We start from the raw sequence: 26,434 nt of genomic DNA, 5'->3' as shown, positions 1-26,434 counted from the left end.
TGTTAATCCAGATAGCTTCTGAGTGCCTTGCCGGCGTGCGGATGCCGGAGCTTTCGCAACGCTTTGACTTCGATCTGGCGTATGCGCTCCCGAGTGACATCAAAGACCTTGCCAACCTCCTCAAGCGTCCGCTCGCGTCCGTCGTTAAAGCCATAACGCAACTCAAGGACGTCCCGCTCACGTTCCGTGATATGCTCAAAGGCTTTGATAAGCTCGTCGCGAAGCATCTTTTGCGTAGCGGCATCATCGATCTCAAAAGCCTTGCCATCCGGGATTAAGTCGGCCAGCGTACTCCCGTCCTCTTCACCAACCGGCGTTGCCAAAGAGACGGGCGGTTGCGTGGTGTAGCGGAGATGACGCAGCTTCTCTTTACTCAGATTGAGAAAATTGGCCAACTCGTCATCAGTTGCTTCGCGTCCCAGGCTCTGGGTGAGTTGGCGATGAGCACGATTGATGCGCGCCAAGGTCTCGCTCAGGTGAACGGGCAAGCGAATAACCCGACTCTGGTCGGCCAGCGCACGTGAAATCGCCTGTTTGACCCACCACGTCGCGTAGGTCGAAAATTTGTAGCCACGTTGGGGATCGAACTTGTCAATCGCTCGGAGGAGGCCAAGATTGCCCTCCTGAATCAGATCAAGGATCTCCAGACCACGGTTTTGGTAACGCCGCGCAATACTCACAACCAGCCGCAGGTTGCTAAGCGCAAGGCAGTTGCGAGCCTCGTGGGCAAGCTCAATGGTGCGTTGTAACTCAATCCGGGTGCGTAGATCCGTACCCCAATCACGCATTTGCTCCTCGGCTTCCAGCCCGGCGATGATCCTGTGGGCCAGGGCTTGCTCTTCAGCGTACGTCAGGAGTTTGAATTGCCCGATCTCGTGCAAGTAGAGGCTCACGCTGTCTTGCAGGAGGCCATGTGGGAGTACCGTGAGCCAGTTGGGATCGTGAACCTGATCTGCCTCGGCGTACATCAGGCGTTCGTCGATGATCTGCACGCCCAGTTGCTGGAGCTGTTCAACAAGTTGCCAGTCGTCTTCATGCGAATCGGTCTGCTGCTGCAAGGCGTCAAGCGTGATGCTGCCACTCTGCTCAAGCGCTTGCAGCAGGTGGACTAGACTGGGTTGCCAGGCCACGATCAGGGCCGCTACCCGTTCACGGCTTGGTTCATTGAGTGTCTCGTGGCACGCGAGGTACCCCAGTGGTAAGAGCCCCTGCCGTTGCCGCGTTACCTCGCGGAGGATCAGGCGTCCGGGCCAGGTGCCTGTGCGCAATGCTGCGTAGGTCGCCTCAGGTTCACTCAGGATAGCGAGGGTTTGGATCAGATCACTGCCCTCGGGGAGTTCCTCGTGCGTAAGAATGCCCTGCACGGCCCGTAGATCTGGCCCTTCGGCCCCGGCAAGCAGCGCACTGAGGGCGCTACGGGCCGACGTCGGCGTAGGCACGCCACTGCCCAACATCAGGTCGAGCGTCGCATCCGCCTCGGGGCCGGGGCGGATCGGTGTGCTCATGCTCCAGCCTGTCTCGATCGCAAGTTGCAGCCGATAACGCCCCGGTGGGACATCGTCACGGTCGATGCTCCACGCGTAGTTGTGCTCAGCCGTATCAGGGATCCGCTGGGTCAACGGGGCCTCCCAGGGCTGCCAAAGCGGCCAGAGGCGCATCACCCGGTTGCGCAAGGGACGGCCTCGTTGCCAGCAGACGTGCACATGCCACTCTTTGGCGTCGGTGGTCACTGTGGCCTCGATCTTGCCGAGATCGAGCGCCTGAGAAAGCTGGAGAGCCGGGCAGACCACGCGCCCCGTTGGTGCCCATGGCATAGGTGTAGCCGCTTCCAGGACAACGGAGGCCGTCAGATGAGCGGATCGCGAGGCGCGGAGGGTATCCAACGCATCGCGGAGACGAAAACTCCAGCCGTGACTCGCGTTGCCCTGAGCTGCGAGCGTTTGCAACGCATGCCCCGTTTCGTCGTGCAACCAGAGTTGCGGACGAGGTAGATCAGCTATGTCCATAGCCGGGGTCAGTTGGAGCATCAGGCGTGGATCGTCAGTCTGCTCGATCCAGGCGAGCGGGCAGGTGAGGCTACCCTGCTGCCAGATATGAGCCCCATCGTTGAGCGTCCAGGTCAACTGGGGCGTGGGGAGGTTCAAGGGTAGACGGATCAACTGATCCATATCCATGCGTTGGAGGATCAGTGGGAGCATCGTGCGGCCCTCAGAACTGATCAGCGTAAAGACCCCGGGTGCCTCGGCGATGATACGCACCGATGGGTCACTACAGGCTATATCCAGCTCAGTACTGGTGCGCAGCGTACTCCGGCGCTCGGCGCTTAGGCCCCTTTTGCTAGAGGGGGCTAGATTCATATGGCCCTCCACCGCGAGTTCTGGCACCAGACCAAGCTTGAACCGATTATCGCGTCCGAGTGGGCCACGCACACTGATTTCGAGCAAACCAAAATTGAAGCCTCGCGCTTGCACCAGTGCCCCCAGATCGATGACGATCTGTTCAGGGTTCACGCCAACGAATGGTTGCACGGGGGCCTCATCCAACGGCACTGCAGTAAACCATGCCTGGCCTGCCGCCATGATGCTCACACGCCAACCCGCGAGTTCCTGCTTGAGCGTACGGCGAGAGGTTCGCGGAATGCTGAGATGCGGGAGCCCACCAACGGAGAGCGGAAGGTCAGGATGGGCCTCACCTAGGTCAAGCGGTGAGAGGCCGGTGAGGTATGGACGCTGGGTCTGCTCACCGGGCAAAATTGCTACCCGTTGCGTCCCAACGCTGAGTGAGCGAGCCTGCCGCAGATCCCAATGCTCCATCCGGAAGCCCTGCCATACCCCGCTGAGTGGTGGCAACGCGGCCATCTGACGCCCGCCCACAACCGTAAGCGGGGCCTCTGCCGCGCAGAGCAGCCAGAGCTCACGCGCAGGGAGACCAGCAGGGGTACGTAAGAGGGTGCCACTCTCTGGCTCAAAGGCCAGGAGCGGATGGTGTGGATCAAAGCCAGGGAATGACCATTCGTGCTTCAGTTCACGCCCGTCGGTGAAGCGCACCGTGTAGCCCATCGGCTCAGGTGGAAGCGTCACGCGCTCGGGACTCGTCTCCCAGCGCGAGGCCGTAAAGCGTGCCCCCACCGGATAGCGTACCACCCGCTGCTGATAGCATATCTCCCAGGCTGATTGCGGGCGCTCACCGTGGGGCAATTGCTGGGCGGGCAGTTCAACGGAGAGGCCTTCCCCCCAGGGGTCAAACCAGAGCTCGGGACGCCGGGGTCGCCAGGCAGGATCGCGCTCCTGGGAGCGCTGTCGACGCGTTGCGTGCCAGACAGCATACTGATCAAGCACGCGCTGCGGGAGGCCAACCTCTATCGGATCGGGCAACTGCTGTCGGTCATTGGTCAACTGGGCCAACGCAAGGGTGCGCGCCAACAGATCGCGGGCATAGTCGCCACCATAGCGGATCAACCGGGCGACCGGGCGATCAGTTGCCGAATGCGCTGCCACCGCTGCCAAGGTTTCGAGGGTGGCAGCATCGAGCGGTACGCGTGCCTCGTGCAGCAGATCATCAAACCGGACAAAGATCAATTGAAAGTAGTCATTGAGGCAGTACTGCGGAATGCCACCGTGAAGCAAAATCGGGGTGACGTAACGCAGCGAACGCTCCAGCGTAGCAAAGTTAGCCAGACCCTGCTGGGCCAGAAATTCCAGAAAAAACTGACCCCACTCAGCTTCAAGCGGCCCGGCTCGCGTACCTGTTGCGAAGAGCCGTTCGTGAACCGAGGGCCAGTAGCTGCCCTGATCGTAGTGAAAGACCCCCTGGAGCACCAGGAATACGGCCAGACAGTGCGGGTAGCGGGTGCGGATGATCCGCGAGGCCTGCGTGAAGTCATGGCGCTGGATGAGTTCAGCTAGCGCCGCGCCCAGTTCATCGAGCAACTCTAGGGTAAGTGGCAACTCGCCGATCAAGCTAACGGTTTGAATCTGTGAATGGAACTGACGCTCAAGCGCATCCAGCGTCGTGATAGGAGCTCGTATCACCGTCGGCATAATCTAGACTTTCTCGTCAGAGATGTACTCATCAAGAACGTAGTGAAAACAGTGCTCTAACTAGAGTAGCAGTTGTGTATTACCAATTCAGCACAAAGCCTACTGGATTTGGATCGTCAACGGAGGCACAACGCATGATTTGTCCATCATCTCCCGCGAGTCCGCTGCTTGCGCTGCCAGGCATGGGCCTTTGTTGCCGATTTCAGCCACAGCGCAGCATGGATGGCGCGGTGGGTGGGCGCTCGCCGGGATCCTGTCACACGAACCTGAGCCTCACCCGTCATAGGCCGACCTCGTTCGCCCGCTGCGGTGAGCGGCGTCCGCCGCAAGCGCAGGCTCGCCAGGTCGCCCGCCTCATCGCGGTGTGATCGTCCAGGCTCCATCGGCTGTGATGTCCCAAAAACACCGCGAGGCCGATCCAAAGACGACCATGTGCTCGCTGTCAACGATGCCAATGGCATTGACGAGCAGATCATCGTCCGTATCACAGCGCAGGAACACGGCGAAGTTGCTGCCACCCTGGTGTGTAAAGTGATAGGTTTGTCGCGATACTGCAGGTGTGAACCAACCACGGATGTCATCGCCCTGCCCTTCAAGCGCATCCCGGGCCGTTTCGTCCCAGGTGAGCGGTGTCACCCGGATGAGCCACGGCCCATCGGCATTGATCTCGAGATCGTAGGTACCAGCCGGAAGATAGCGATGGCCTGCATAATATCCGATCTCATTCACGAGCAGTTCGCGCTCATCCTGTTCGTCATAGGCCAGTACGGCAAAGTTGCTCCGTCCTTCGTGGCCGAGATAGATGCGTGAGAGCATGGGCACGGTGAGCACCAAGACCCGCGAGCCAGTCCCGGTGAATTCTTGCGGTGGGATGGGGGTCGGGATGCTGGTCGGCGTGCTGGTGGGTGCGGGGGTGCTGGTGGGTGCAGGGGTGCTAGTAGGCGCGGGGGTGCTAGTAGACGCGGGGGTGCTGGTGGGTACAGGGGTGCTGGTAGGTACGGGTGCATTCGTTGGTTCGGCTGGTGCTTGGCGTGCCTCCATGCTTACGACAGACACCGGCACACTTGTCGGAGCCTGGGCATCGTTCACGGTGATGGTGTTCGTTCCGCCTGCCGTTCGCTGACCTAGCTGAAAGCCGACAAACATGCTGAGTGCGATCAGCAATCCGAGGGCCAGCAAGACCACGATGAACTCAAGCGGTGATGAGCGACGCATAAGAACCTCCTTGGGCTGGGGCGCTGCTGCGATGAGAAGACTCGCGCCATAGGGAGATGACACTGGATCCTGACACAGGGGCTGAGAAGTGCATCTATGAAACCACCTCAGATCGCTCCTCTTCTGAGTATGGCACGACTATGTGACAACGAGTGTCACACATACGCATTGATGGCTCTGTTTTCGCCAACACCATCGGGATTGCTACAAGGGTATTTCGCCGCAAAAAAGACTGGTTGTTTTGACGCAAAGGCGCAGAGGCGCAGAGGATTTACATCTCTTTGCGCCTTTGCGTCTTTGCGTCAATACGGATCGGTATGGGCAGCGTTGCGTCTTTGCGTCAACATGGGTATACTAGCCGCTAGCAACCGCTCTCCCACGGTACGTTGCGGGTCTGGCTCGTCGCTGTGGGCTCCCCATAGTGCCTGGATTGGGCGAAGGATGATGACCGTGTCGCGTGGACGCTCCAAAAAATCGTCGCTGCCCTCCAATGGTCTCCCTCCGGCCAGTGGGCTCGATCAGGTGTCCTCGCATGGTCAGCAGTTGACTATCACGCTGGAGCAAGCTCGCGCTGCCGACTACAACCTCAGCCTTTCCCAGTTTGTCACTGTGACCGACCGCGCCCAGCACCGCCCGCTCGACGCCATTCTCGCCGACATCGCAGGGGTCCGTGTTGCGCGCGAGCGGGCCGATGCAGAGTTGGCACGAGTGGTGGAAGCGTTGAAGCGGTAAAGCGGTAAAGCGGTAAAGCGGTGAAGCGGTAAAGCGCAAAGGCGCAGAGGGGAATATAGAACCTCCGCGTCTCCCCGGCTCAGCGGCTCTGCGTTAAGCATCGCGAAAGAAGGCCGGTTGTTTAACGCAGAGACGCGGAGGCGCAGAGGAGTTTTATATCTTTGCGCCTTTGCGCCTTTGCGTCAATACGGATCTGTATATGCAGCGTTGCGTCTTTGCGTCAACATGGGTATACTAGCCGCGAGCAACCGCTCTCCCACGGTACGTTTCAAGGAGGCAAATCATGACCCTGCAAGAGATGCTGAGAGCGATCCCTCGCCTTACGACGCGTGAGCAGTTGCTGCTGTTAGAGGCAGTCAGTCGCTCGTTGCGAGCGGATCTCGATGCGTATGATATGCACGGATCGGCGGAGCGTTTACTGGGCATTATCACGACGGATGAGGAACTCACTGACGAGGATGTTGAACGTATTCGCTAATGCGTACGTCCTCACGACAGCCTATAGCTCGTCTATGGCCGACTTCGAGGACGCGGTTCAGGTTGCAGCGGCGCAGGCCGCCGGGATCGACGTTATCGTCACCCGCAATGGTGCCGACTACACCGACGCACCCATGCTCATTTTGACACCGAAGGAGCTGCTGAGCCGACTGATGCAGACACCTGAAGCGCCTGGTGGAGGGCAATGATCAACCTATTGGATCGCATCACGACCAACCCCGATCAATGCGGCGGGCGCCCCTGCGTTCGGGGCATGCGGAAATGACAACGCTTCAGATAGAGTACCCCGAAGAGCTGTTAGCGCAAGCGGAGCAGTCTCGGCAGGAGTTGGAAGGGTTGGCCCGCGAGGCACTGTTCGTCCGCCTCTATGACCTCGGTAAGCTCTCGGCGGGCAAGGCGGCAGATCTGCTCGGCGTCTCGCGGCGCGAGTTCCTTGATCTCCTGGGCACCTATGGCGTAGCTGCTTTTGATGACACCCAGGATGTTCTAGCGGAAGCGAAGGTTGCGCTTGAGGCCAGTCGTATCCAACACAAGCCCGCTGATGAACCTGGCCGGGGTGGGGCACCTCGACCTCTTGCAGCGGATCAGCCCAGCGCTTTATCGTGAGGCCCTGCGTGCGGCCGACGAAGATCCGCTCGGCGAAGGTGGCGCGTAGCTGTGATCGCTCGCTGATCAACGCAACCATTGCGGTTCTGGAGCAGGAAGCAGTGCTGCGCGTGAGCGGCGCGGCGTTTGGCTGCAAAAAAGACTGGTTGTTTTAACGCAGAGGCGCAAAGGCGCAGAGGCGCAGAGGGGAATATGAAAACTCCGTGTCTCCCCGTCTCTGCGGCTCTGCGTTAAAACGTGCGGTCTACCCCGTTCGTGGCTGGCGACCTTGTCACGATCCTGTGCCATCGCCGTATGCATACCGCGCAGCCATGGCGCTGCTTGCTTCACGCATCATGGTGACGAGTTCAGGGGGTTCGTGCACGATGCAGTGTTCACGATACCGCACAAGGATCTGGCGGGCCTGCCAGAGATCATGGGTGTCTGCGGAGACATCGGCTGAGCCATCAGCGTGGAAGGTAACGCTGCTCCGCGGAAACCAGAGGGCAACATCGCGTTGCCGCGCGACAACCGTATCGAGTGTATAGCGAAGGCGGAAGACCGGGCGTGGCGGCGGCACTGGGGGTAGGGTGCTATGGAGAATCCGCACGCTGTCGTCAACGATGCGATCAAGGCGATAGAGGCGATAGCGCGCCGGGATCGTTGCGTCGCCACAGTCGTAGCAGTACGCATCAAGATAGTGGTGCCCATCGCGAAAGATCAGGCCGTAGGGGGCAACACGGTGCAAGACAACGGTCTCTTCATCGGGGACATAGGCCGAACGATAGGCAAAACTGAGTTCCTGGAACTTCAACGCACGCCGGATGCGATCCAGCGTAGGTTGGTTCACCGAGCGTGACGGGTTAGGATAATCAAGGTACACATCGCGACCAGAACGGGACAGGCCACGGCGACGTTCATCCGGCAATAAGGAGAGAATCCGGTCAAGCAAGGCATCCACCCGATTGGCATTGGGCAGGCTGCTGGCGCTAAAATTGCTCACCAGAAAAGCGAGCGCCTCTAGATCTTCATCGGGGAGATCGAGCAGCGCCAGACGGCCAAGGGATGTCAACGTATAACGACCATCAATGCGGTCAATCACACACTCGAATTCAGTGCGCAACGCGGCCAGATCGTGGCGCAATGCCGCTGCCGCATCCTGCGGATAGATCTCGTCGTCGGGGAAAAAGGCCCGTGCATCAGCAATCAGGGTTTGCGCGTCAGCCGCCCCGCGCACCAGTCGGCGCACAAGAAAGAGCCGCCGATGAAAGGTCAGCCAGGAACTACGTTTGGTACCGCCACCACGGCGGGGGGAAGAATGATTGTTCATGTGAGCAGCTCGGGAATACGACGACAGACTTCTTTTACCTGATGCTCGACATCTGCGGCCAGGCGTGGGTTGATCCGCATACCGGTGTGGCCCAGGTCGTTGCGCAGATCGCGTGTACGCTTCCATAACGATGCTACGAGCCGATGTTGTGCTGCGGCGCGCATCGCAGGGGGCACTACAACCTGACGCTCTTTCCGTTGCTGGCGATCATAGATGCGTGCCGTATGGTTATGTGGCTTGTTAATCGCACTCTCGGCCAGGGCGCGCTCTTCCTCGGCAAAGAGATTGCCTTGCGCACGGGCAACAACCCACGAAACAAGCCATTCACGTGCCAGGGTGATCGCCTGCACATACATGCCTTTGGTGACATACCATGCCATGATCGCGGCCTGACCGCGCAGCACCTCTTCCGCCTGGGATGGTTCGGTCGGCACCTCGTGCCCGAGCGGGGTGTATTCGGCGCTAATGCGGTCAAGCAACAGACCAATTGGTGCGGGCGTAGCCGGGTTCGCGCGTACCGCTTGAAGGTGGGCTTCAAGGGTTGCTGCGGTCACCTGAACTTCGGTCGGACGCGACGTTTGCAACCCAATCGTCAACGTCTGCAAGCTATCCGCAAGCCGCGTAAGCGCATCACCTGCATCATGCCGCGCAAGGGCAATGAGATCATCAGCACGGCCATATTTCAGGAACGCATCGGTCGCCGTTGTCCAATCCATCAATTGCACCAGACGGCGCAGATCATGGATCGGGGCTTCATCGACGCCATAATTGACCTCGGCGTAGGTCAGGGCACGCACCGTTGTGCCACGGACGACCCGCAGCAAGTTTGCAGCGAGCAAGGCAAGGATCGGGATCGAGCGAAAGGCCAGCGTGACATCAAAGATAAGGTCGTCATCAGCCTGGATAAGCGCCGTTATCTTCTGAAAGAATTGCCAGATCTGCTCATCATTGGTCGGCGTCGGAATTTCAATCGGCACAGGGACAATCTGATCCTCCAGGTGCGCCACAAGGTTTGTCCAATGGTTCGCAAAGCTTTCGGCTGTTGACAGCACATACAACTCATCAGGCTGATAGAACTGACAGATAGCTCTGGCGACAAATGGTGACTCGCACGTTGCCCCAGAGCCATCAGTGGCTTGATAGCATTTTTGGTCGTAGCCAAACGGTCGTTCTTTTGTTTTTGGCGGGTTGCCGAGAAAGGTGATGGCTTTGAGCGGCATACGTGAAGCCTTTCCTACTTCTTCGGCGCTCGCTTGAGCTCAAAGATGACCATGCCGTCAGGGCGTTCGTGGCGGCGGACGATTTCGACGCGGGCTTTGGCGCGCACGGTCCAGTTCGGTACGTCGGGGCCGCGGGCGATGACGCCGATGGCGACCTCGAAGGGGATGTTGGGGAGCTGGATCTGAAATTCGTCGTCGCTGACGGCACTCACTTCGCCGGCAAAGCTGTGCCCTGGTTGGTAGCGGCTTAGGTCGTAGGTGCGACTGCCGGTGGTTGGGGTGCTGCTGCTGGCGGTTGCTGCGCTGCTGCTGCTTACCGCCGCTTGCGCCTGTGCTGGTGGTTCAAGCAAGGCCATGCGCCCGTAGCCGCTTGAGGTTTTGGCCCCGATGCCCAGTTCGTCGAGGGCTAGGGCTAGGATCTCGAAGGTGAGGTTGACCCACGCAGGCGGGCCGTGCAGAGCGATCAGGTAGTGTCCGGTGGCACTGACAAAGGGCACTGGCGTTGGGCTGTCCCAGTCGGCGGGCGGGCTGCCCTGGCCCTGGTAGTAGTCGGGGTGGTGAACCGTGATGATGTCCTGGTAGAGCGCCTGGCCCTTGAGGCCGCTTCCGGGCAGGTAGAGGGCGTCAAAGAAGGTGATGTAGCCAGCCTCTTTGGGGGTGCCAAAGATGGTTTTGTAGTGCTCGCCGTAGCTGGGTTGGTTGACGTCACGCGTTGCCTGCCATGCTTCGCCTTCGAGATATTGGCGGGCATACGCGGCAGCAAGGCCTTTGAGGGCGCTGCCAGGAAGGTAGGGCATGCCATAGGTGCGGTGCAGCGCGAGCGAGGTCTCAATGACGCTTTCGGCCCCAAGGTTGAGGATCAGACGGCCCTTGGTGCGAGCGACCCGTTGCACGGCTCCACGGTTGGTCAGGGCGTCTTGCCACTGCGTGAAAAAGAGCTTGTAGGCTTTTGGTTCGCGGACGTTGGTGACCTGCTTCACGAGCTCGGCCTGCGGCGAGTCGCTCTCACCACTTGCACTGCCGGCACGATAGAGATAGCGGTCGAGCAGCAGGCCAGCATGGTCGCTTGCCCAGCCGCATTCTTGGAGTGCTTTGCGACGACTCAGCATCATGAAGATACCTCCGGCCCCTCGACATCCAGTTCTGCTTGGGCAAACCGCTTATACCAGAGCAACGCTTCCAGGGTGCGCCGCGTGAGCAGCATATAGCCCCCCAGCGGTACTTCGCGGGTGCGCTGCAAGAGAGCCGCCCGCGTGCGCTGCTCGTCTGGCCCATCAAGCACGACCTGGGCGAGATCGCGCAGCAGCCGAAAATAGGCGTCCTCGTCTTCCTTCTTCTTCGCGTTGCCCTTGGCCGCAACAAAGGTGAGCGCCTGCGCCAGCCCGGCGGTGTGGATCAGCACCGGCAGTTGATGCGCCATCGAGCCATACTTTGTCTTTTCAGGATGATCCTTTAGTGGGACAACCTGGGCATAGATGGTTGCGGCCAGGCGTTGATTGCGCGTTTGCATCACGCTTTCCCCTTTCGTGCGACGGTAAAGCGGCAGAGACCGCGCCCAACCGTGGCCTTGCCCCCAAACTGGTGCGTGCTTCGACTTGCGGCAAGCAAGACGCCTTCGACATCCTGAGTGGTCGCACCACTGGCGCTGATCGGGCTGGCAAGCACCAATCCGGTCAGCACGGTCTCGGCAGGCAGCGCTTCTTCGTACCAGAGACCGCCTTGGGCAACGGTTTTGCTGCTATCTTCAAGCCGTACGCGGGCAGTAATTTCAAGCGCGGTTTCGAGCAGAAAGCTCATGATATTATCGTGGACAAGACAGAAGCGTTCTTGCAGCATCGTTTGCCACGCGGCATGATCGCCACCGTTCGGAAAGAGTTGTTGGCCAAGCCAACTCGCCCAGAGCGTTGCCTGCGTATCGTCCTTGAAGGCAAGGTCAAGATCTTCCAGGTAGACATAGGTCGCGTTGCCCTGTTGAAGACCAAGCGTTGATGTTGCGGTGACCAGCGCCTCAGCCGCATCGGCCTGCGCGGTTGGCGCGGCATCGGCCGGTTCAGGAATGACGGTCGGAAGGGCGGGCAACCCGGCCTCGCGTGCTTCGCGGGCAAAACGGCGCAGCAGATATGGCGAGGTGACCCAGGCAAAGGTGCCACGGAAACTGCGCACCGGCAGCAAGAGCAACCGCAGATCGGCAAACTGCGCTGCTCCGGCGTGTTCATCGGCCCGGTCGGTGGGCGGCCCAAAGACCTTTTCGCACGCTGGCTTATCTTTCTGCGTTTCGCACCAATCGCGCAGGGTTCCTTTGAACGATGAACCAGGCAGAAACGGGAGTCCGGTGGCCTTCTCGCGGGCAATCGGCAGATCAATCACGCCGATGCCCTGGCCTGTTCCGGCGTGCAAGGGCGAGAGGGCGTGGAGCAAAACCACGCTTACCGACGACGTATCAGGCATTGTTGTTCCTTTCGAGGAAGGTTAAGAAGGCTTGCACAACATCCGTCTCGGGGCCAAGCAGCGTCCCCTGATTGTTGGGGCCACGCAGTTCACGTGCTTCGTCGGGGGTCAGGATTGCGTCAACCTGGTCGTGATCCCGTCCGTTGCGGAGGCGCTGACCATATTTGATGATCAGGCGGTCAGGCAGCGCGACCCCTTGCAGCACGGCCGCCAGACCATACGCTGCGCCCCCATCGGCAAGCGGGCGCAGGATCAGGGGACTCGCCAGGCGATCACGGATCTGACCATCTTTTGTCTCGCCAAGCAGCGTATTATTGCCACGAGGATCGCCTTCACGTTGATCATCACGTTTGAACTGAAAAATGATTGGCAAGCCAAACGCAGCCCGCGGAAATTTGCCACTAGTGGGCATGGGTTGATGGGCCTTCGAGCGATAGCCCGTCAGGTTGCGGATCGCCTCTGGTTCAGGCCAATTGCTCCGTCCGAGGCGTTTTGTGCGGGCCTGGCGAAACTCTTTCAGGCGTTCAAAGAGGAAGCGCCACGCGGCGAGGCTATCTTGATACGAACGGGTGACCACGATGGGCATTGTTGGCGTCAGATGGGGCACATGGCTGGGCCAGGTTCCGTTGACGACATGATCCTTCAGCCCTTGGCGCACGAGGGCGAGCAGATCGCCTGCGGGTGCGCCAGGCTGATCCACCCGTTGCAATGCCCCAAACCCGCGGCGCGTGCGGGCACCCAGGCCACCAAACGTCTCCCAGGCCCAGAGCGCGGCCTCGACGTCGGCGGCATCCTGGGCCGCGTAGGTGATGGTCAGCGTAAAACCAACGTTGGCACGTACCGTGCCTTCGGTCTGTTGCAGCGGAAAGGCCACATAGCTGTAGGGTGAGCGGAAATGACCAACGGCAACCGACTGCCCGCGGCCATCCTTGACCTGAAAGACCTCCCCCCGACTGGTTGGCTCGACGACCACCTGGATCTTCGACGGGCCACTGCGCTTCGCAGGGTCACTCGGTGCCCCCCAGAGGCGATCTTCGGCCTCTTTGAGCCGCTTGAGATCGCCATTGGCCTGGCCGCCGCGCGTCGCACGCCACCAGAAGCGCAGGTGCCCACGTACCTCGGTGCCACGCACCACCGTCACTTCATCGGCCTGCTGTGGGATCGCGCCGCCGCCAAAGAGTGGGGTGAGCAGGCGGTACGCGCGCACCTGGGTCACCAGGTCAGGCGTGGCCTTTTTGCTGATGTTTGCTGGCGCGTCAGGAGGAGGTGTCCGCATTGCTTTGCTCCTGTATCTTCATCGTACGCAAGGTTCCACTCCAGCCACCGAGCAGCGCCAAGCCAAAGCCATCAGCGCGATCCTGGGCGGCATCGCTCACACACTGCAACCAGATCGCATCGATCCAGGCATCAATGGCCGCATCATCGCCCTGCGTCGCATCGGGAAGCGTGAGAAAATAGACGCTGCCGGCAGGTGCGAGGCGCCGCGTTGGCTTTGGCTTGCCGCGTGAACGAGGGCCGTTGTCAGCGAGCAGATCCCACCCTGACATCACCTGCGGGCGGGCGACGACGGCAGCGGCAAGGGTTGCAGTGAGGCCCGCGTGAGCAGCGAGCAGCCATGCCGGGCGAAAGCCGGCCTCGAACATGGCAGGGGTCACGAGCACCACGCGGCAGGCCCGCTTGGTGCGGATCAACGCACGGATGGGCTCGGGACAGGTCGCGGGCAACGGCGTTGCCGCGTCATCAACCGCCGGATACCAGTGCATCAGCCGACGTTCGCCGCCCATCGGGGCGAGTTGCGGAGCAAACTCAGCCTCGGCAAAGAGCGCCAGCGCAAGCCGACGCGAACTCGTCAGGGAGGTCTGTGCGCTGGATCCAGAACGATGCGTAAAGACCAACCCACTCGTTTGAAAGAGCATGCCCTCGTCGGCGGTGCCGGTCGCGGCATACACGCTCACATGCATCCGCTGTTCGGCTGACGGCCCCCGATGACCGAGGGTCGTAGGTTGAAGCGTCTGCTCGTCAGGCGGATCGTGCAGCCAGGGTTGCATCTGTTCCCAGTACCAGAAGGTAGGCGTATCGGGGGCCACTTTATCGGGCGCATAGACGACGGGCGCGACCATGCTCAATTTTTCAGCCGCATAATCGGTCAAGGTACCCGGAAAGGGTTCAAGCGGCAGCAAGCGACGACAGACGTGTTGCGCTGGCGTTTCCTGCTTCAAAAGCAGCGCATCGGCAGGGGCAGGCAAGAGCCAGTTGACCACACGACTTTCGTCGTCAAGCTCCACCAGCAACGGTCCACGCACCCTGGTTGCGCGCAACTGATCGATCAGCTCCTGGCGGGTAAAATCGCCGCCGAGGTGGGCCCCAAGCCGTGCGCGAAAGGCCCCAGTCGTTGTGGAAGGCAGCGGAAACGGCAGCGAGGTCGCACGCGCCCCGGGATCGGGGCCGAACGGTCGGCCATCGCGGACGATCAACGGGTCACGCGGTTCAATGAGCCACAGCTTCAAGCTCTTTTCCTTTCTGCAGCGCACCTTCAGCCAGATCGCAGGCATCGGCAAAGATCCTGGCAAGAATGATCTCATCAGCCACACCGGCCAGCGTGACAACGTACTTGCCCGGGGCATTTTGTTTATGCAACAAGCTTTTCAGGCTGTCCTTCAGGCCTTGATCAAAGGCAGCGCGTCCCCGCTGACTACGCTTCCGGCCAAGCACGCGCACCGCATCGGTGCGCATCGCCCGCTGCAGGGTGGCCTGCATCTTTGCCTCCTCCTCGGTTGCCTCAGCGAGGGTGGCCTGCGTGATCGCCACCTCCTCGGTTGCCTCAGCGAGGGTGAGTTGGTTCGCCAGATCGCGTAATTCATAGGCGGCCCCATCGGGCAATTCATCGTGGCGATGGAGCATGATCCACTGCGTGAGGCGGGTATCCATCGCAGCCCAGGGAAGGGCCTCCCGCTGCGTGGGGTTGCTCCAGGTGCCGTCAATGCTGCGATCTACGCCACTGCGCTTGCTGAGGGTGATCGCCAGGGCATTCTTGCCAGGCACCTTTTTGGCCGCTTTTTCAGCATTGCGCGCGAGGCGCAACGTATCGGCGAGCGGCTCGATATGATGGGCGACCGCGAGTCCCACCGAGAGGGTTGGCGTTTCGCCCTGCGTATTCTGAAACGGTTGAAGCTGTACGGCAAAGAGATCGGCCAGTTCACGGGCGCATGCCAGGGCCGTATGCACCGGCAAAAAGGCCATCACATCGTCGCCACCAGCATAGACCGTGGCCCCGTGATGGCGTTGCACAATGCCAGGGACGCCGGTGGCAAACGCATTCAGGGCTTGCGACAAGGCGCGATGGCGTGCCGGGCCTTGTTGCGCCTCGTGATCGATCGCCTGGCCCATACGATCACCATCGGCATGCAGCAAGGCATAGTAGGGCAGCGGCGTGCGTGGTGCTTCGACAAAAGCAAGCCCCTGATAGAACGTCCGCAGGGCCGCCTGGGCTGTGGCAAGCTTGGTTTCATCACTCAAAACATCAACCAGCCGTGTCTCGAAGAGCAGCGAACCATCATACACGCCAAAAGGCCCCGCCAACGCGAACTGCTCAGGCACCTGTTCGGCATGCAGATTCACCCCCAGTTCCCGGAGGGCCTTGAGATAGGTTGCCCAGAGTGGTTGCACCCGCTCGCTATACGCGGGGGCACTCAAACGCAGCATCAACGGCAGGGCGGCAAAATGCGAGGTACTGGGAAAGCGGTTTTCCTTGCCACGCTGCCCATGGCGTTTGAGCAGATCGACGCCCGACAGACGCTCGGCGGCCCCGGCACCATAGTTATCGAAGAGCGCCTGCACTTTCTGCTCGCGGACGGCGGGTTGATCGGCGCGTCGGGGATAGGCTGTTTCAGGGATCACTGATTCACGGATGCCGTCGAGCGACGATTTTGGCACCATCTCACCCCAGGTCACCTGGGCAAAATTGCGGGTTGCCTTGCGCGCAGCCATCATCGCCTCAAGGCGCTGGCGGGCAGAGGCATAGGTTGCGCCATCAAGGGTCTCGAGCGGCACCGCGACCCAGGTATACTCAACGAGATCGTCGATCTGCTGCCACGCCAGCGTTGTGTTGAGCATCTGACGGCCAGGAATTCCAGCAAAGGTTGCGTCACGGATCGCCGTAAGCCGATCATCAAGCGCGGTCTTGAGGGCGCTCGCGAGGCTTTGCACCGCTTCTTCGGCGGCCTTGTCAGCCTGGGTTGACGGAACCTCAATGATCGCGAGCAACCGATTCGCCGCATTGAAGCGCTGCTCGAGCGGGGTCTCACTCGTCTCGGGCAAGAGCAAGGCGGTGGCAGCGGGTGCGGGAAAGATCAGCCGCGCCAGATCGTCGGTCTTGAACGTCACAATGGCAAGCGCCGCAGCTTTCGAGAGCTCGCTCAAAAGCCATGATCCAAACCAGAGATCACGGCTGCGCCGCGCACTCGCGATAAACTCTTGCACGGGCCCAATGCTGGCGAGAAAGAGATACTGCATAGCGTGTTCCTTATCGGTGTTTTGCGAGCCTGGGTGCGCGGGCGTCCCGCCCGCTTGTGCTCCCGAAGCGGACGAGACGCCCGCGTACCCAGGAAGGTCAGAAAGCTTCGTTCCCAGACGAGTGAGTCGTCTGTAAAAGACGTTTCCTGGTATGCTGGAGTGCCGACTTTAGTCGGCTTCCAGCTCAGCCGGCTGAAGCCGGCACTCCAAACTGTCAAGCAAGCATACCCCATTCTGAAGCCGTGTCTTCGGAGCGAAGCGAAGGCTGACACTGGTATTACACCATATCACCTCGTCACATATGTGAAACTTCGAGGCGACCATGCCCAAAAACACACGCTTTGCCGGTATGCATGAGGCTTGCGGCGAGCAGGATGGTGCGCACATCGGGGGGCACGTTGCGCAGACTGGCGCTGCCAACCAGACCGCCAAGCTTCATTGAGCGGCGTTCACCGCCGCGCGTACTGGTGCGTTCCCAATCAACCCAGCGGATTGCGGTGCGTTCCACCCGCACTTGGCGTGCGGCACTGACGATCGGTCGGTAGTCGTCGTCCCACGGAACGAGGCCATAAAAACTGGTCAGGGCAGCGAGCCGCCAGCAGGTCGCCTGCACGATGGCCCCGAGGTCAACGTGCTCGATGAAGGCCCCGCCTGCTTTGATGCGCAGCGGGGTATGCAAGGTCAGTTGGAGATCAGCGGGCAACTCTGCGGCATGCATGGGAAGTTCGGCCAGGTTGTGGGTTGGTGGTTCGACCGGGACATCCACTTCGCCATTGGTATAGACATTGACCCCCAGTTGTTGAAAGGGCCGCAAGACATCCGCACGTTCAAGGTGGGCACGGACGTAATCGCGCCCAAGTCCGGCCTGTCCAAGCTCGGCAAAACCGTAGAGAAAGTTGGGCAAAAGATCAAGGGCACTGCCAATAAGAACGAGACCGAATTCAAGGGCATCACCAGCCCTATATTCACGTTTCTGTTCCAGCGGTGGTTCAATCACAAAGGGGCGAGGAATGTCGTGGAGATTATGGAGGGCACCGCTGCGACCAGGAGGGCGGGTTGGTTCAAAGACCTGGCGGTAGGGACAGATCAACGTGTGCGGACAGGTCGCCGAATGGCCCCAACACGCCGGGGGGCAGGCTGAGGTCGCACGCTGAAAGGCATAGCCAAAACCGCCCCGCAAGAGCGCACCCTTGTATGCGGGCAGCATTGTTGCTGCAAGCATGCGATAGACCACACGAACGCGCATGAGCGAGAGGGGAGGGAGAGTGAGCGTCGCATTGGTCGACCAGTTCTGATCCATGGTCATAGCTCATTCCTCATAGGGGCAAGTATAACCCTTTTTTGTCTCGCTGGCAAAAGGCAAGCAAAGCTTGCTTTTTGCCAGCGAGAAAATCTTCGTTACTCAGTCATATCCTGGAGCAATTTCAAGCCAGCGTCAGCGACAGTCGGACCTTCGCTGGCGATCGTCGGGCTGCTATGGGCAGCAGCGGCGGCAATGCGGGCGGCACCGGCGATGCCAGCCAGTTGACGGTCGTGCTGGCGCTGCTGGGCAACGGTAAGGTCACGATGCTCGACGCGCCACTGTTCCAGGCGCGTCATCTGTTCGGCGACCAAGGCATCGTGCCGCAGACGGAGGTCGAGCAACGCACGCTCGTGTTGTTCACGGCGTTCGGCGACCGCCTGGGCGCGGAGATCGCGTTGCTCGGTGAGACTCTGTTGCAAATCGGCCAGCGCGAGCAACTGGGCATGCTGGCGTTCCTGCGCCGCCAGCGCAAGCTCACCCTCGGTACGTACCAGGCCGTGTTGCACTTCGAGCAGCCGTACCTCTTGCTCGGTACGATGAGCCTCGGCCTGCTGCTGCTGCAACCGCTCCCACTCCAGATGATACCGAGCCTGATCCTTCTGCCAGGACTGCTCATCGTGCGCAATTTCGGCCACATGGGCCTTGATCTGCGCCATCGTGATCTCCAACTGCGCGGCCAGGGTTGCCTGTTGCACCTCGGCCTGTTGCCGCAAGAGACGCTCGCGGGCTTCAGCGGCCCCGGCGCTCATCCGCAGGCTATGCTCACGTTCAGATTCGGTCGCCCTGGCGGCTAATTCCTGGAGCCGTGCACGGTGGCGAGCCGCATCGACCCGTAGCTCTTCATCAATTTGGGCGGCGGCAACTGTTGCGGCCGTAGCTGCCTCGATCTGGCGTTCGTCACCCTGACGATCAAGCACGCGCACACTGATGATCTCGAGGCCAGCCAGCGCCGGATCGTTGCACAGACGAGCCTGGACAAACGCGGCCGGCCCATCCATGCCTCCGTGTTCATCCTGACAGCCGGTCAGCGCCGCGTGCGGATACCGCTCGATATAGGCGAGCACCGCAGCCCGGGCCGCAGCAATCGTTGCGACGATTGGTTCGCGGTGGGCGGCAATGATCAAGGGATCAGCAACCGCAAGATCCACGCTCATCCAGAGCCGAAACCGCCATTTGTCGGCGCTCCACCCTTCAATCGGGCCAATGACCACCTGCTGACGACGTGCATCAACCCACTGGACAAGGATCGCACCCGGCGCACACCAGAGCCAGTAGCTCCCCGGCGTATACATCGTCGCCTCGCCGCCAGGCAGGTGAACAACTGCCCATGTTCCTGGGGGCACAACCAGTTGGGCCGCAAGCCCAAAGACCTGACGGGGCAAATGCTGAGGCATCGTGGCCAGGCCCGTATGAAAGCCTGGCATCGGCACCTGGTTTGCCGCCGACTGAGTCGGCATCTCGCCCTTCGCCAGCGCAAGCCCTTCGATCACCGCCCCACCTACCGCATCGTGAACCGTCGTGCTGATTTGCGTGCTCATGATCTTCTCCTTGCTCATTCCCTGTAGCGCTGTTGCTCTCATGCCAATTCCCGTTGAGTTGGTCGCATTGTCACCCTGAGTATCAAATGGCCGGTGGGTCCAGTGGTGCCGTGCGCAACCAGGTTGATGCACCGGCCCGCCCATGTCACCCCGAACGAACGTGAGGGGTCTTCCATGCAGATCCGTGAAGATTCCTCACTGCGCCTGCGGCTTCGTTCGGAATGACCGCGGAGGCGTTGCAATTCGACTTCCAGGCTCCCTGCGGCGCACACCTGGCAGGTCGCCGCGACAACCCCAGCATAGCTTGTCAGAGCGTCACAAATGTGTTCATAAAAAATGAACACATTTGTGACGCACAAAAGACTATGCTGAAAGTGAGCGGTACCTATCCGGTCAGTAAAAAAAGAGCAGATCAAACAAAAAACGTATCACCCAATTTGCCTGTTACGTTTTGCCTTCGTTTTGCTCTTCTCTGGCAAGGCTTGTAGCGAGCAAGCTGGATGGAAAGGGGGACGGTGATGATCTGGTGTGTCTTGACGCTGGCAACAGTCCTGGCCTTGTTGGGTTTGATGGCGCTCACGGTTGATCCACGGGGGATCTTTGGGTCACCAATGTCGTTGGGACGGGTCGTGCGTGGATGTCTGGCGAGTTCTTTGCTTGCGGGGGCCGGGGTGCTCGTGCTCCTCGCGATGGTGGTGTCGTCATGGTTCCAGTAAAACCTTCGCTGATTCTGCAGGTGGATGGCACACCTGGCCATGTGCCAACAGGAACGGTTGGCCTCGGTGTTGTGGTGCGCAGCCCGCGCGGGGATGTTCTCCGTACGCGTTGTCTGCGCGCCGCTGCAGCGAGTTGCAATGCGGCCGAGTATCAGGCGGTGATCGCCGGGTTGACGTTGATGCTCCGGTTGTATCCAGGTACGCCGGTGCGCTGTTTGAGTGATAGTCGACTGGTGATTGATCAACTGACTGGCCGCGCCGCTGTCCGTGAGGAGGCGTTGCGGGCCTTGTATGTCCAGGCGCAGGCGCTGTGCCAACAGTTTGGGCAGCTTGAACTGGTGGCGATTCCACGGGAATTGAATCGTCTGGCTGATGCCTTGGCCTGGGAGGCCCTGGGGGGCCGGATGGCGTTAATCCGTTTTCAAGGAGGGTAGGTGCGTTATGCCTGTGTTTCCAATGTATCGTGGTCCAGCCTTGCTGGAACAGGTCGTGGGGGTCGAGAATCTGACGTTGGCGTGGCGGCGGGTGCGGAGCAATATCGAGGTGGTGCGGCGTGGTCGCAGTGCCGGGGGTGATCTGGTGACGCTCCGCGATTTTGAGGCGGACTGGACGAGTCAAATGACGCGGCTCGCTGAGGAGTTGCGCATGGGCACCTATCGCCCCTTGCCTGCACGCCGGGTGACGATTCCGAAAGCAAGTGGCGGTGAACGTGCGATTGCGATCCTGGCAATCCGTGATCGCGTGGCCCAGCGGGCGGTGCAGCAGGTGTTGCAGCCGCTCTTTGAACCCCTCTTGCTCGACTGCTCGTATGGCTGTCGGCTCTTTGTTGGGGTGCCCGAGGCGGTGACCCGCGTGGCGCGTTATGCCGATCAGGGGTTGCTGTGGGCTGTTGATGCCGATATTGCCAGCTATTTTGATACGATTGATCATCGGATTTTAATGGGTCTGTTGCGACAACGCATTGATGAGCCGGCGATTCTGCATCTGATCAGCCAGTGGCTTCAGGTCGGAACGCTGCATCAGCCCGAAGATGCGCCTGATGGTTCTGAGCCAACAGGTCTGGCGCGCCTGTTGCAGCAAGGTGGCACAGCGTTGCGAGGGATGTTAACCGAGCCGCCGCCACCGCCGCTGCCTGCTATGCCGCCGGGGGTGAGCGATCTGTACGCCGCCGCCTCGTGGGAACAACCGGATTTCAACGGATGGGGTGCGGCGCGGCGTCCCGGCTTGGATACCGGTGGCCTGCTCGCGGCGCTGAGCCTGGTGCAACCAGCCTTGAACGGGGCACGCCAACTGGCCCCCCACCTGCAACGGATTGGCCCGCAGCGTCTGTTGCTTGGTGGGGCGCTGGCAGCAGGCGCGGTCGCTGTGAGCGAACTGGCGTTACGGGCCCACGCAGCCAGCGCGACTCGTGGTGCCCCCCAGGGTGGCGCACTCTCGCCACTGCTCGCCAATATCTACTTGCACCCGTTTGACCTGGCCATGACGAGCCACGGGCTCCGTCTGGTGCGCTACCTGGACGACCTGGTTGTGATGTGTGCCTCGCGTGACGAGGCGGAACGGGCGCTGATCCTGATGCAGCGTCAACTGGCAACGCTCCATCTCCAACTCAACGAAGCCAAGACCTCGATTGTGGCGTATGCCGATGGGCTTGAATTCCTGGGCCAGGCCCTGGCCCCACGGTCAAAAGGTTCAGCTCACTGGCAGGGGTTGGCCAATTTTGAAGAGGCAGAACAGGCCTTACGCGAGGCATCGCGTCAGGCGGGCAAGCAGATGCGTGATGGGGCTGACCGGATGCGGGCGCAAGCCAATCAGGTACGACGGCGGATGCAGCGCAAACCTGAAGAGGAGGGATGAGATGGCAACGCTCTATGTGCAAGAACAAGGGGCTATGGTACGTAAAGAGGCGCAGCGGGTCATTATCAGCAAGCAGGGGCAGATCCTGCAAGAGATCCCGCTCAACAAGATCGATCAGGTTGTCTTGATGGGGCGCGGGGTGCAGATGTCAACGGCCTTGCTCGTTGACCTGATTGGACGCGGCGTGCCCGTGATGCTCACGAATCAGCGCGGCAGTCGCCATTATGCCACCTTGACGGCAGGGCCTTCGCGCTTTGGGGCATTGCGTTTGCAGCATATGCAGCGGGTGATTGATCCAGCCTGGACGCTGGAACTGGCGCGAGCCATCGTTGCGGCAAAGCTGAGCAATCAACGCACCATGCTGGCGGCGAGTGGCTGGTCGGCGGCACCAACCGCGGTTGCCCAGATTACGACTGCGCTTGGCTCGCTGGAACATGCGGTTGACGTAGACGCCGTGCGCGGCTATGAAGGAGCAGGTGCAGCGGCCTATTTTGGGGCATGGCGCACCGCGCTGCAACAGGCATGGGGGTTTCAGGGGCGCGCCTTCTATCCACCACCCGACCCCGTCAACGCCATGCTCTCGTTTGGCTACACCCTCTTGATGCACGACGTGCTCAATGCCGTCCAGTTCACTGGGCTTGACCCCTACCTGGGCGTCTTTCATGTGATCGAAGCCGGGCGACCATCGCTTGCGCTTGACCTGATGGAAGAATTTCGCCCACTGGTCGTCGATCGCCTGGTGCTTGAACTGGTAGGGACAGGCGCGATGCGGCGTGACCAGTTCGAGCGACCGGCGCAACGTCCTGACGCCGTCTATCTTGACGCCACAGGCCGGGCGCTGTTGGTCGAGCGCTACGAAACCGTGATGCAGGCGGCAACCCGTTTGCCTACCGGTGAACAGACCCCCATGCGGCGCATGATTTTGCTGCAAGCTCAGGCGGTGGCGCGCGTCGTGCGGGGCGAGCAAGAGCGGTATCGTGGCTATACGCCCTGAGGAGCAGCTATGTTTACGATCATCAGCTACGACATTGTGGAAGACAAACGGCGCACCAAAGTGATGAATCTGCTCAAAGGCTATGGGACACGGGTGCAATACAGCGTCTTTGAGTGCGAACTGACTACGCAGGAGTTTGCCACTATTGGGAAAGAACTACGAACAATTATTGACACCAATACCGACAGCGTGCGTTGCTATCGCCTGGATGCTGATGCTGTTCAGCGCATTGCCATTCTCGGCATTGGCCGGGTTACCACTGATCCGGGCTATTACCTGATCTGAAAGTTTTGCAGGGAGGGCCAGCCCTCCCTGCAAAACGTTGTCACTCCTCTTCCTGTAACCAGACCCGTACCAGGGGGTGATGCTCGGAAGGTGGCGGTGGTGACGCAAAAAAGCCAGTCCGTGGCACGCGCTTCCCGCGCTTTGCACTATCATCGTGGCCTTGTTCATCAGCAGGAGCAGTTGGTAACGAGCGTGCATGTTCTTCGGTCTGCGTCAGATCCAGCACCTCAAGCTTCCAGACCCGATCTAACCGAAAACAGCGCTCACCGTGGGCAAGAAAACAATACGCATAGGCATACCAGACAGCGCCGTGCCGTTCCAGGCGCACCGGTTGCAAGACTCGCTCTTGAGGATACGGATCAAGCACGCCTTGATACAGGACAGCAACAACACGTCGCTTCTGAATCGCTTCACGCAATGCCTGAAGCCAGCGATGCAGCTGTGCCGCGTGATCAGGTGGCGGCTCATCGAGAGGCGGCGTCGCCGAAGGCTCTGTGGTCGCGTGATGGGTTGCCAGCAGATGAGCCAGGGCCGTGTCAGTCGCGTTGCGCAGCGCAGCTGGCAACGCCGCACGCAACCGTTCCAGCAACGCATCGTGCGGGCCTAGAGGCGCATGCGCTGGCGCAGTCGCCTGATAATACTGACTGGCAAGCAGCAATGTGGCCGTTTCTGCCGGGGTCAGATCCGGCAGCGGCACAGACTCGTGTCGTGACGGAAGCACCTGAGCCGCATAGCCCAGCCGCGCAAGCTGCGCAACCAGAAGCTCCTCCTGACCGGGATGTACCAGCGCGACGCCGGGAGCAAGGATTGTCTCAAGCAGACGATGGACCGCACGATAGCGCTGCAGATCCTGAAGCACCTGTGGCTGATCGCCAATCACGACCGTCCGTTGCACTACGCGTACCGAGCCAGCCAGGGCAAACAGTGGCTCCCATGCTGGTGGCAATGACCCGGCCTGCTGCTCGAGGACTGCTCGAGCGCGCCCCAGATGACACCCACGGCCAACAGCTCGTGCGATGACCGACTGCTCAAAACGCAGCAGCAAGCCAGCTTCATCGCCACCGACAACCTGCGCAAACGGCATCACGGCCAACAACTCAGGCCCAACCGCAGCATGAGCCACCCGCAGCTCACCAGGTGCCTGATACTCCCAGCACCCTGGCACGGCTTGCGCTTCGACCTGACCACGCAGTGCGCCCAGCCACCGTAATGGCCCCTCGAGGGATCGCCCCCAGACCTCGCGCATCGTCTGGCGATTCCAGGGCGGTCGCCGCTTGGTACGAAATGGATGCGTGGTTGCATCAGCCAGCGGACCAAACGCTGCCGTCAGCGCAACAAACGCCTCATCAGGCACCACCGTAACCGGCACATACGCTGCCCACGCGAGCAGACGACGGCGCAACGCCGACCAATCGACCCCGGACTGCGCTGCTCGTGGCGGGAGCAAGGCAACCTCTGGTCGTGGTGCCCGCATCCAGGCTTCAACCAGAGTTTGCACACGCGTGGCATGTGGTGCGGCGAGCCAAGCCGCCGCCGCAGGAGCAGGGACAGCTGCACGACCATGGGGTGCAAGCAGCGCAAGATCGGCCAGCAGAGGCGTCACCCAGCGCAGCAGTGCCTCAGCCTCTAGCGCAGGAAGCGGGAGCAAGCCTACGCGGAGCCGGTGCAATGTAGCGCGCGACGGACAGCCATTCCGCACTACGACCACCGGGTGTTGCGCTGCGGCAAGCAATACCAGCGTCGCAGCACGTACCGCGAGCAGATCTGACGGAGAAACTGGCGCAGCATTGAGCGAGGCCTCAGGCATACACCTCACATCATCAATGCGCAGAGGCCGAGGCAACCAGGCGCGCACTTCAGGCGGCACCACATAGCGACACGGATGCTGACGGCTCGCCGGACGCGGCAACAACCATCCTGCCAGCACAAACAACTCGGCCAATGAACGAGGTTTCCGATCCTGACGGAGTGCAGCGAGCGAGCGAAGAGGGCCATACCGTGATGTCACTGCCTGCATCGACAACGTACGTGGCTCGGCCCGGAGCATCTGAGCGGCAGCCTGCGCCTCAGCCGACAACGAAAAATAGACCGCACGCACCGCCGCAGGGCGACACAGTGCCCGTCGGACGCGAAGCAAACACTCATCACGCGAGCCACGGCGCGACAACGACACCCGCTGCGATGCCGCAATGAGTCGTAACAGCGCCACCGGAACATCTGCCAGATACGAAACCCAGGCTTGCATCTTGCACTCCAACCAGTCACCTGCTAAAATGTAGTCAGAGTAAGTATACACCCTGCAGGATACCACATGAATAACATTGCATACAGTTTCACCTGCTCCTGGTTGCACGTCAAATGACGCACTGCAATCAACTCTATCGCCCCAGCCCGGGACGCGACCCAGACACAAAAAAAGCCCCGCTTTGAAGGGGTTTGAAACAAGCGCGCGACATAGACGGATGTGAAACCAGCAAAAGACACAAAAAAAGCCCCGCTTTGAAGGGGTTTGAAACTTCATCTGTTGGAAGCTGGCGGAACAGATTGAATGCGACACAAAAAAAGCCCCGCTTTGAAGGGGTTTGAAACGCTTCTGCGTACGGTAGAGCTTGGCCGCTTCAGGGTAGACACAAAAAAAGCCCCGCTTTGAAGGGGTTTGAAACGTAGTCACCTGAACCGCCATTCGCCGAGTCGTCGACAAGACACAAAAAAAGCCCCGCTTTGAAGGGGTTTGAAACTCGTTAAACTCATCGGGGGTGTGCCCTGACACCTCCGACACAAAAAAAGCCCCGCTTTGAAGGGGTTTGAAACCGAACGTGAGATCGTACGGCGTAATCGACAGTCAAGACACAAAAAAAGCCCCGCTTTGAAGGGGTTTGAAACTCCACCGAGCCACAACAATATCCCACTCATAAAGGACACAAAAAAAGCCCCGCTTTGAAGGGGTTTGAAACTTCGCGGCGGCACTCGATACAGCGACCGCTGATGCCGACACAAAAAAAGCCCCGCTTTGAAGGGGTTTGAAACGATGCCGGCGTTCACAAGCCGATAGGCCCACTCATAGACACAAAAAAAGCCCCGCTTTGAAGGAGAGTGGTGCAGAATAGGGGCTGCCATCTGCCGAGCAAAGGCCAAACGGGGTCGCCAACAGGGGGGGGCCGCGC

General features: G+C 60.5%; 24 protein-coding genes and 1 CRISPR repeat array. Of the genes, 11 read left to right on the top strand and 13 right to left on the bottom strand.

What is annotated here, in order from left to right:
• Positions 1 to 2 precede the first annotated feature (2 nt).
• A complete protein-coding gene (locus EKD05_RS26755) occupies positions 3 to 4,040 on the bottom strand; it encodes a sigma-70 family RNA polymerase sigma factor (protein WP_240695808.1) in 4,038 nt (1,345 codons plus the stop codon).
• 354 nt (positions 4,041 to 4,394) lie between these two features.
• Positions 4,395 to 5,255 (bottom strand): hypothetical protein, encoded by an 861-nt coding sequence (locus tag EKD05_RS15610; RefSeq protein ID WP_129674355.1) that lies wholly within the window; start codon positions 5,253 to 5,255, stop codon positions 4,395 to 4,397.
• 450 nt (positions 5,256 to 5,705) lie between these two features.
• Here EKD05_RS15610 and EKD05_RS15605 point away from each other — a divergent pair, with 450 nt between their 5' ends.
• The 6 genes from EKD05_RS15605 to EKD05_RS25805 all read left to right on the top strand — a co-directional run bounded on the left by EKD05_RS15605 (position 5,706) and on the right by EKD05_RS25805 (position 7,246).
• Positions 5,706 to 5,987, top strand: coding sequence for a hypothetical protein (locus EKD05_RS15605; RefSeq protein ID WP_129674353.1), 282 nt, complete (start codon positions 5,706 to 5,708; stop codon positions 5,985 to 5,987).
• Between the two features lie 283 nt (positions 5,988 to 6,270).
• A complete protein-coding gene (locus EKD05_RS15600; protein WP_129674351.1) occupies positions 6,271 to 6,465 on the top strand; it encodes a hypothetical protein in 195 nt (64 codons plus the stop codon).
• On the top strand, positions 6,446 to 6,673 hold the full coding sequence (locus tag EKD05_RS15595) for a hypothetical protein (RefSeq protein WP_129674349.1): 228 nt from the start codon (positions 6,446 to 6,448) through the stop codon (positions 6,671 to 6,673). The genes EKD05_RS15600 and EKD05_RS15595 overlap by 20 nt, the downstream gene beginning before the upstream one ends.
• Positions 6,670 to 6,750: a DUF433 domain-containing protein gene (locus tag EKD05_RS27215; protein ID WP_129674445.1), complete on the top strand. Its 81-nt coding sequence runs from the start codon at positions 6,670 to 6,672 to the stop codon at positions 6,748 to 6,750. Before EKD05_RS15595 ends, EKD05_RS27215 begins: the two co-directional genes overlap by 4 nt.
• Positions 6,747 to 7,091, top strand: a complete 345-nt coding sequence (locus EKD05_RS15585; protein ID WP_129674347.1) for a UPF0175 family protein — start codon at positions 6,747 to 6,749, stop codon at positions 7,089 to 7,091. Before EKD05_RS27215 ends, EKD05_RS15585 begins: the two co-directional genes overlap by 4 nt.
• An 8-nt stretch (positions 7,092 to 7,099) precedes the next feature.
• Positions 7,100 to 7,246 carry a hypothetical protein gene (locus EKD05_RS25805; protein ID WP_165360760.1) on the top strand — a complete coding sequence of 49 codons (147 nt, stop codon included), beginning with the start codon at positions 7,100 to 7,102 and terminating at the stop codon, positions 7,244 to 7,246.
• Between the two features lie 116 nt (positions 7,247 to 7,362).
• On the opposite strand, the gene EKD05_RS15580 is transcribed toward EKD05_RS25805, so the two are convergent.
• The 10 genes from EKD05_RS15580 to EKD05_RS15535 all read right to left on the bottom strand — a co-directional run bounded on the left by EKD05_RS15580 (position 7,363) and on the right by EKD05_RS15535 (position 19,421).
• Positions 7,363 to 8,400, bottom strand: a complete 1,038-nt coding sequence (locus EKD05_RS15580) for a YafY family protein (RefSeq protein ID WP_129674345.1) — start codon at positions 8,398 to 8,400, stop codon at positions 7,363 to 7,365.
• Entirely contained in the window at positions 8,397 to 9,620 is a 1,224-nt protein-coding gene (locus EKD05_RS15575; protein WP_129674342.1) for a TM1812 family CRISPR-associated protein, read from the bottom strand. Before EKD05_RS15575 ends, EKD05_RS15580 begins: the two co-directional genes overlap by 4 nt.
• Positions 9,621 to 9,634: 14 nt before the next feature.
• Complete coding sequence (gene cmr6, locus EKD05_RS15570; protein WP_205703956.1) at positions 9,635 to 10,732, bottom strand: type III-B CRISPR module RAMP protein Cmr6; 1,098 nt, start codon at positions 10,730 to 10,732, stop codon at positions 9,635 to 9,637.
• The gene (gene cmr5, locus EKD05_RS15565; RefSeq protein ID WP_129674340.1) at positions 10,729 to 11,130 is read right to left on the bottom strand and encodes a type III-B CRISPR module-associated protein Cmr5; all 402 of its coding nucleotides are present in this window, start codon (positions 11,128 to 11,130) and stop codon (positions 10,729 to 10,731) included. The genes cmr6 and cmr5 overlap by 4 nt, the downstream gene beginning before the upstream one ends.
• A complete protein-coding gene (gene cmr4 / locus EKD05_RS15560) occupies positions 11,130 to 12,068 on the bottom strand; it encodes a type III-B CRISPR module RAMP protein Cmr4 (protein ID WP_129674338.1) in 939 nt (312 codons plus the stop codon). Before cmr4 ends, cmr5 begins: the two co-directional genes overlap by 1 nt.
• On the bottom strand, positions 12,061 to 13,344 hold the full coding sequence (gene cmr1 / locus EKD05_RS15555; protein ID WP_129674336.1) for a type III-B CRISPR module RAMP protein Cmr1: 1,284 nt from the start codon (positions 13,342 to 13,344) through the stop codon (positions 12,061 to 12,063). The genes cmr4 and cmr1 overlap by 8 nt, the downstream gene beginning before the upstream one ends.
• Complete coding sequence (locus tag EKD05_RS15550) at positions 13,325 to 14,575, bottom strand: type III-B CRISPR module-associated protein Cmr3 (protein ID WP_129674334.1); 1,251 nt, start codon at positions 14,573 to 14,575, stop codon at positions 13,325 to 13,327. The genes cmr1 and EKD05_RS15550 overlap by 20 nt, the downstream gene beginning before the upstream one ends.
• Entirely contained in the window at positions 14,556 to 16,580 is a 2,025-nt protein-coding gene (gene cas10, locus EKD05_RS15545; protein ID WP_129674332.1) for a type III-B CRISPR-associated protein Cas10/Cmr2, read from the bottom strand. Before cas10 ends, EKD05_RS15550 begins: the two co-directional genes overlap by 20 nt.
• Before the next feature lie 295 nt (positions 16,581 to 16,875).
• On the bottom strand, positions 16,876 to 17,886 hold the full coding sequence (gene cas6, locus EKD05_RS15540; protein WP_240695807.1) for a CRISPR system precrRNA processing endoribonuclease RAMP protein Cas6: 1,011 nt from the start codon (positions 17,884 to 17,886) through the stop codon (positions 16,876 to 16,878).
• Between the two features lie 92 nt (positions 17,887 to 17,978).
• The gene (locus tag EKD05_RS15535) at positions 17,979 to 19,421 is read right to left on the bottom strand and encodes a hypothetical protein (RefSeq protein WP_129674330.1); all 1,443 of its coding nucleotides are present in this window, start codon (positions 19,419 to 19,421) and stop codon (positions 17,979 to 17,981) included.
• 518 nt (positions 19,422 to 19,939) lie between these two features.
• Here EKD05_RS15535 and EKD05_RS15530 point away from each other — a divergent pair.
• From EKD05_RS15530 to cas2, 5 genes are read left to right on the top strand one after another with little or no spacing between them, the layout of a single operon-like run.
• Positions 19,940 to 20,137, top strand: a complete 198-nt coding sequence (locus EKD05_RS15530; RefSeq protein WP_129674328.1) for a hypothetical protein — start codon at positions 19,940 to 19,942, stop codon at positions 20,135 to 20,137.
• On the top strand, positions 20,125 to 20,571 hold the full coding sequence (locus tag EKD05_RS15525) for a ribonuclease HI family protein (protein WP_129674326.1): 447 nt from the start codon (positions 20,125 to 20,127) through the stop codon (positions 20,569 to 20,571). Before EKD05_RS15530 ends, EKD05_RS15525 begins: the two co-directional genes overlap by 13 nt.
• Positions 20,572 to 20,578: 7 nt before the next feature.
• Positions 20,579 to 21,991 (top strand): reverse transcriptase domain-containing protein, encoded by a 1,413-nt coding sequence (locus EKD05_RS15520; protein WP_129674324.1) that lies wholly within the window; start codon positions 20,579 to 20,581, stop codon positions 21,989 to 21,991.
• 1 nt (position 21,992) lies between these two features.
• Positions 21,993 to 22,985 (top strand): CRISPR-associated endonuclease Cas1, encoded by a 993-nt coding sequence (cas1, locus tag EKD05_RS15515; RefSeq protein ID WP_129674322.1) that lies wholly within the window; start codon positions 21,993 to 21,995, stop codon positions 22,983 to 22,985.
• 9 nt (positions 22,986 to 22,994) lie between these two features.
• Positions 22,995 to 23,270 (top strand): CRISPR-associated endonuclease Cas2, encoded by a 276-nt coding sequence (gene cas2 / locus EKD05_RS15510; protein WP_129674320.1) that lies wholly within the window; start codon positions 22,995 to 22,997, stop codon positions 23,268 to 23,270.
• A 40-nt stretch (positions 23,271 to 23,310) separates the two neighbouring features.
• On the opposite strand, the gene EKD05_RS15505 is transcribed toward cas2, so the two are convergent.
• Positions 23,311 to 25,515, bottom strand: coding sequence for a WYL domain-containing protein (locus tag EKD05_RS15505; RefSeq protein WP_129674318.1), 2,205 nt, complete (start codon positions 25,513 to 25,515; stop codon positions 23,311 to 23,313).
• A 161-nt stretch (positions 25,516 to 25,676) separates the two neighbouring features.
• A CRISPR array of direct repeats spans positions 25,677 to 26,370; the repeat unit is 37 nt; unit sequence GACACAAAAAAAGCCCCGCTTTGAAGGGGTTTGAAAC.
• Between the last annotated feature and the right edge of the window lie 64 nt (positions 26,371 to 26,434).

The organism is Candidatus Chloroploca sp. Khr17, from assembly GCF_004138165.1.
GTDB lineage: Bacteria > Chloroflexota > Chloroflexia > Chloroflexales > Chloroflexaceae > Chloroploca.
This window is presented reverse-complemented; position numbering and strand designations above follow the sequence as displayed.